A 5,444-nucleotide genomic window follows, 5' to 3' on the forward strand; every position below is an offset into this window, starting at 1 on the left:
ATTTGGAGGCCCCACATGAGTAACTCGACCACCAGCACGACGTCGACGTTGACGGTCGGCCTGCCGAGCCCTCACGCTGCCGGCGAGCGTGCCGCGGTGATCCTTGACGCGATCGAGGCGCACCCGGAGTTCGGTCGGCTGCGGGCGAGCACTCTGCAGTACCCGACGTGCTGGGCGACGTTCACCGGCTACCCGCTGGTCGCCGAATGGGATCTTGACGCGGACGGGTCGCACCTGTTTGTCGAGGCGCTGCGCACGATGGCGATGAAGGCTGCCGTGTTCGAGCTCACCGGGGACGAGCGGGCCGCCGAGCTCGACGTGTCCGCGCCGGTCGACGAGATGGTCCACGCGCTGACCGCGCAGTTCACGATCCTGTCCCGGATCCAGCAGGACCTCACCGTCACCTTCATCCATTCGACGGACAACGAGCGGTTCGTCTATGACGAGGACGGCTACACCGACGAGGTGTATCGGGCCGCCGGCTGGGGTGAGCTGCCGCGCCGCTACTGGATCGGCCAGCAGGAGACCCAGCGTCGCCTCGGCATCCTTTTCGAGCACTACGAGTCGATCGGCGTGCAGCGCGGCGGCCGGTCGCACTACTTCACCTTCGGCCGCTAAACCTCCGCCAACGCGGCCCGCAGGGCATCCACCACCAGATCGGGTGAAAACCGCTGCACGGCGGACTGTTCGGCTGCGGCCAGCACCCCGGCCACGGCGTCGGCGTCGGCATGGCGGACCAGCGCGGTCATCCACCCGGCGAGTGCATCCGGATCGTCGGGCATCGGCCCCGGGTGCGGTGCCGGTTCGACCTCCGCGGGCCAGAGTTGCCCCGCGGAGGCATACCGGCCCGCGGGAAAGCCGATCTTGTCGGGGTGGATGCACACCGGCACCCCGCTGACCAGGTCACGCCGATAGCCGGCTGTCGTGTCGTACCGGCTGGCGGGCCCTGGCCCGTCGACGATGTCGAACCTGCCCGGATCGTGGACCTGTCCCGGGCAGACCGCGCACAGCGCGTCCTCGTCCCAAGGATGATCCATGTCGGATGTCACCCGTCCATCATCACCAGCCGCCGGCCCGACTCGACGGTCTGTGCTCACCATGCCCCGTCCGCCGATCGTCGCTGAGGCGCTCGACATCGCCCGCCGCTGGTGTGCCGGGAAGATCATCGACGGGGCGCCGGCGCTCGGGCATGCCGTCCGGGTAGCCCTCGCCCTGGGCCGTCACATGCCCGACGCGCCGCCCGAACTGCTCGCCGCGGTGCTGCTGCACGACGTGCCCGACTACACCCGAGCCGACGTTGTGGACGCCGAGGTCGGCGGCTGGTGCGGCACCAACACCCTGATCGCACTGTGGGCGATCCACGACGAGCACACCGCCATGGACCTCTACCGCACCGACCCGGCCAGCGCCGTCCGCCGGCTGGCCCGGCTCCCCGACGGGGTCGCTGCCGCCCTCGCCGCAGACAAGACCGTCAGCCTGCGGTACGTCCTCGCCGGTGCCCGCAACGCGCCCGACCTCGCCGCCTTCTGGGCCACCCGCCACGCCTTTCTCACTCTGGTGCCCTACCTGCGCGCCTTCCACGCTGCGACCGCGGACTGCCTGCCCGAGAGCCTCGCCAGGGACCTGGACCGGCTTGTCACCGACGCAGAACAGGTCACCGCGGCCGTCTGACCGCCTGCCCGCCCGGGAGGCCGTCCACCCCGACGGCGGCGGGCAGGCCCCCACAACGCAGGGAGAGATCATGTTATGGCAGGCCACCACTCCGGCCACTCCGGACGCGCCGACTGTCCGGGTCGCCCGCTCGGGCGCCGAGGTCGTCATCCGCTACCGCACCGTCAACGCCGGAGACGACGTCCGCCTGCCGCTGGTGATCTGGGCCAGCCTGGCCAGCGCGACCCGCGCCGGCCGGCTCGACGGGCTCGGTGAGGCATGGACGCCCTGGATGTCGTCGGGTGGCCGCGTGAGGCTGCACGACGGCCACGTCGAACTCGGCTACGGCTACCTTCATGGCTGGGGCGGCCTTCTGCCCGAGCCGGTGTGGCGGGCGCTCGCCGACGGCGTCCGCGACGGCACGCTCGACGATCTGCCCCACGCGGATCCGCAGGAGCTCGTGGACGCAGCGCGATGACCCCGAGACTCCTGCCTGTCGACTCGGTCGTCCCGGACGCGTTACACCGCGCCCTGCTCAGGGCGCACACCCACTCAGGCAACGTCGACCGGTCGTTTACCGCGCAGCGGATCGCCGATCGGGTGCGCGTGTCGGCGGTGACGATGGGCGTCGCGTTGGACGCGCTCGCCGACATCGGTCTGCTCCGCAGCACCCGGACCGGGGACGGGCTCACCGTCTACTACCGGGGCGATCTCCCCGACCGCGCGGGCGTTGACCAGCGCCGTCCCGAGCTGGCCCCGATCAGCCGGCGGGAGCTGTGGGCCGCCATCAGCTCGGCCTGGCAGGGTTGCGAGGAGGCGTCCGCAGAGGACATCGCTGCGAGGTTGGATGCCCCCGCCGGCCCGGTTGACCGGGCCTGGCTGCACCTGCGGCTCGCGACGTGGACGGCGGCGGAGCTGCTGGTCCTGAGCCGCACCCGGCGGTGGGCGCTCACGACGCGCGGCTTGGACCAGTATGAGCGGCTGCGGCGGGAGCAGGCGAGCGACCCGCAGGTGTGGGCGGCGATCGCCGCCGAGCAGCCCCGACGCCGACGGCGCGGCGGCTTGGATTGGGACGCTGTCGGCCGGCGTCTCGGGCTTCCGCTGCCGCGGCTGACCGCCTGGGCGGATCAGGCAGTCGACGACGGGCTGCTGGTCAGGACCGATGGCGGCCTGCTGCTCAGCGCGGGCGGGTGGCGGCGAGTCGGCGACTCCGCGTACCCGACCCGCCGGGAGCGACCCACCGGCTGACCCGACCCCGACCAGAAGGAACCGAAGGAGAGCGATGCCCCCCACCGCAACCATCACCAGCCCTGGCGCCGAGATCGGGACGACCACGTTCTTGTGGCTGGATCTCACCCGATTCTGCACGCTCGGGTGCACACACTGCTACAACGAATCCGGCCCCGCTGGCGACCACGGCACCATGACCGTCGACGACTGGCTGCGGGTGATCGATGACGGCGCTGCCCACGGGGTGCGGACGGTGCGGTTCATCGGCGGGGAGCCCACATTGCACCCCGGCCTGCCCGACCTGGTCGACCGGGCCCTCGCCGCCGGCCTGGGCGCCGAAGTGTTCACCAACCTGGTGTACGTGTCCGACCCGATGTGGGGCCTCTTCGGGCAGCCCGGTGTCAGCCTGGCAACCAGCTACTACAGCTCCGACCCGGACAGGCATGAGCAGGTCACCCGCCGCCACGGCTCCCACACCCGGACCCGCGGCAACATCATCGAAGCGTTGCGGCGGAGCATCCCGCTGCGCGTCGGCCTCATCGACACCGGGATCGCAGATGTCGACCGGGCGCACTCCGAACTGCTCGGTCTCGGTGTGACGAACATCCGCCGTGACGTGGTCCGCGCCTTCGGCCGCGCGGCCGGCGGCGATGCCAAGGCGGGGGGCTGCGGGAACTGCGGGCTCGGCCGTGCCGCTGTCCAACCGGACGGCAGGCTCACCCCCTGCGTGATGATCAGCGACCGTGACGGCGGCAACGTCAAGACGACGCCGCTGGCCGAGCTCCTGACCGGGCAGCAGTGGCGGGACGCGGTCGGCTCGGTGCCGCGGCCTCAGCGGGTCGTGGACGGGTGTGTGCCGAACGACGGCAGCGACTGTCCCCCCGCGGGCGAGACGGCGTGTGTCCCCGACTACCCGCCGAGTGACGTCCATGACGGCTGACTGGCAGGCCCACGCTCGCGCCTTGGCCGATAAGGTCACCCATCCCGGCTCCCGCTGGTACCCGATCGTCGCCGGCACCCCGCGGCACAAACTCGTACCGGCCTGGTGGACGCAGAGCGGCGGGGAGTGGGTTGTGCGCCGCGGGCCGCTCGCGGATGCCTACGCCGACCGGTCGCTGGTCACCCGCGTGGGCACCGCCCACGCCGACCATGCGGCCGAGGATGATCGGCCCGTGGGCCGGGTGACGTCGTCGTCCACCCTGCCCTCCCTGGTCCTGACCATGTACCGGTACGCCCGGCTGGCCGAGGGCCTGGACGTCCTCGACGTCGGCACCGGATCCGGGTACGGCGCGGCGCTGCTCGCCCGCCGCTACGGCGACGAGCACGTCACGACGGTCGACATCGACCGGTACCTGGTCGAGGCCGCAGCGGAGCGGATGGCCGCGCTCGGCCTGCACCCCACCACGCTCGCCGCGACCGCCACCGGCCCGCTGCCCGGCACCTACGACCGGATCGTCTCGATGATGTCGGTGCCGTCGATCCCTCCGAGCTGGCTGGCCGCGCTGCGTCCTGAGGGCCGGCTGGTCACCACCATCCAGAACACGTGGATGATCCTCAGCGCGACGAAGACACCAGACGGGGTCCTCGGCCAGGTCGAACGGGACTGGGCGGGATTCATGGCCAGCCGCACCGGCCCCGCCTACCCCCCGGCCGCGGTCGATTCCGACCTGCTCGACGAACGCGACGGCGAGCAGGTCGGTACCGGCCGGTACCCGGTCGTCGACATCGCCGAGGCATGGGACCTGTCGACCCTGCTGACCCTGACCGTCCCGGGCATCCAGCACCGCTACCAGCGCGGGCCCGACGACCGGCACACCGCGATCATGACCCACCCGGATGGATCATGGGCTCGGGCCACCGCGGCCGGCACCGAACTCCCGACAGTCCACCAGGGCGGACCGCGCCGCCTGTGGGACATCGCCGACGCCGTGCGGGACCAATGGGCCCAGCGAGGATGGACCCCGTGGCTCGGCGCCCGTGTGAGGATCACCGACGACGGTTCGATCCGGCTCGCCCGCGGCGACTGGACGGCAATCATCCCCGCCGCGACGGCCTGATCGGGGAGCGTGGACCGGGTGCAGGCCCGGCCCTTCGGGCTGGCCTGACGCCCTCAGTGCCCCGTCCCCGTGCACAGGATCCCGGTGATGACCGCGTCGACCTGGTCCTGGGTGAGGTTGTCGCCGGCAACTATCAGTGACTACCTCCGGTCGTGTCGGTCCGGCCGTGCACCCGCTCGAACCGGGCAAAGTACTCCGGGCTGCCGAACTCGACGTCAGCGCAGGTGCAGGACGGGCCGCAGATGACGCAGGTGGCCATGTCGGGGGAGATCCGGCCGCCCAACGCCTTCACCGCCTCGACGGCGTCCACCGGGCTACTACTGATCTTCTTCTTGCTCATCGGGTGGTCTCCTCTCAGATGCGCCAGGACGGCCCTGGCGGGGGTTGCACGCTTGGCGGCTTGGACCCCTCTACCGGCTCTACTTCGCAGGTCAGAGGGGTCTACCGGGCCCGCTACCGGGGTAGAGGGGCCCCTCTACATGCGGTCCTGCGGGCCGGTGGGGGTAG

General features: G+C 71.7%; 8 protein-coding genes. 6 read left to right on the plus strand and 2 right to left on the minus strand.

Annotation, left to right across the window (positions count from 1 at the left end):
• The first annotated feature begins 15 nt into the window (after positions 1-15).
• The gene (locus NBZ85_RS27020) at positions 16-618 is read left to right on the plus strand and encodes a hypothetical protein (RefSeq protein ID WP_261562850.1); all 603 of its coding nucleotides are present in this window, start codon (positions 16-18) and stop codon (positions 616-618) included.
• Here NBZ85_RS27020 and NBZ85_RS27025 read toward each other — a convergent pair.
• On the minus strand, positions 615-1,049 hold the full coding sequence (locus NBZ85_RS27025; protein WP_261562851.1) for a hypothetical protein: 435 nt from the start codon (positions 1,047-1,049) through the stop codon (positions 615-617). The two genes, NBZ85_RS27020 and NBZ85_RS27025, sit on opposite strands and share 4 nt — an antisense overlap.
• A 49-nt stretch (positions 1,050-1,098) precedes the next feature.
• Between NBZ85_RS27025 and NBZ85_RS27030 the strand changes: the two genes are divergently transcribed.
• The 5 genes from NBZ85_RS27030 to NBZ85_RS27050 all read left to right on the plus strand — a co-directional run bounded on the left by NBZ85_RS27030 (position 1,099) and on the right by NBZ85_RS27050 (position 4,937).
• Positions 1,099-1,671, plus strand: a complete 573-nt coding sequence (locus NBZ85_RS27030) for a hypothetical protein (RefSeq protein WP_261562852.1) — start codon at positions 1,099-1,101, stop codon at positions 1,669-1,671.
• A 70-nt stretch (positions 1,672-1,741) separates the two neighbouring features.
• Positions 1,742-2,128 (plus strand): hypothetical protein, encoded by a 387-nt coding sequence (locus NBZ85_RS27035; RefSeq protein WP_261562853.1) that lies wholly within the window; start codon positions 1,742-1,744, stop codon positions 2,126-2,128.
• Complete coding sequence (locus tag NBZ85_RS27040) at positions 2,125-2,898, plus strand: helix-turn-helix domain-containing protein (protein ID WP_261562854.1); 774 nt, start codon at positions 2,125-2,127, stop codon at positions 2,896-2,898. The genes NBZ85_RS27035 and NBZ85_RS27040 overlap by 4 nt, the downstream gene beginning before the upstream one ends.
• 34 nt (positions 2,899-2,932) lie before the next feature.
• The gene (locus NBZ85_RS27045; RefSeq protein ID WP_261562855.1) at positions 2,933-3,820 is read left to right on the plus strand and encodes a radical SAM/SPASM domain-containing protein; all 888 of its coding nucleotides are present in this window, start codon (positions 2,933-2,935) and stop codon (positions 3,818-3,820) included.
• On the plus strand, positions 3,810-4,937 hold the full coding sequence (locus tag NBZ85_RS27050; protein WP_261562856.1) for a methyltransferase domain-containing protein: 1,128 nt from the start codon (positions 3,810-3,812) through the stop codon (positions 4,935-4,937). The genes NBZ85_RS27045 and NBZ85_RS27050 overlap by 11 nt, the downstream gene beginning before the upstream one ends.
• Positions 4,938-5,070: 133 nt before the next feature.
• Here the strand turns inward: NBZ85_RS27050 and NBZ85_RS27055 are convergent, their stop codons facing one another.
• On the minus strand, positions 5,071-5,277 hold the full coding sequence (locus NBZ85_RS27055) for a hypothetical protein (RefSeq protein WP_261562857.1): 207 nt from the start codon (positions 5,275-5,277) through the stop codon (positions 5,071-5,073).
• Positions 5,278-5,444 lie beyond the last annotated feature (167 nt).

It is taken from the genome of Frankia tisae (assembly GCF_025403405.1).
Taxonomy (GTDB): domain Bacteria; phylum Actinomycetota; class Actinomycetes; order Frankiales; family Frankiaceae; genus Frankia; species Frankia tisai.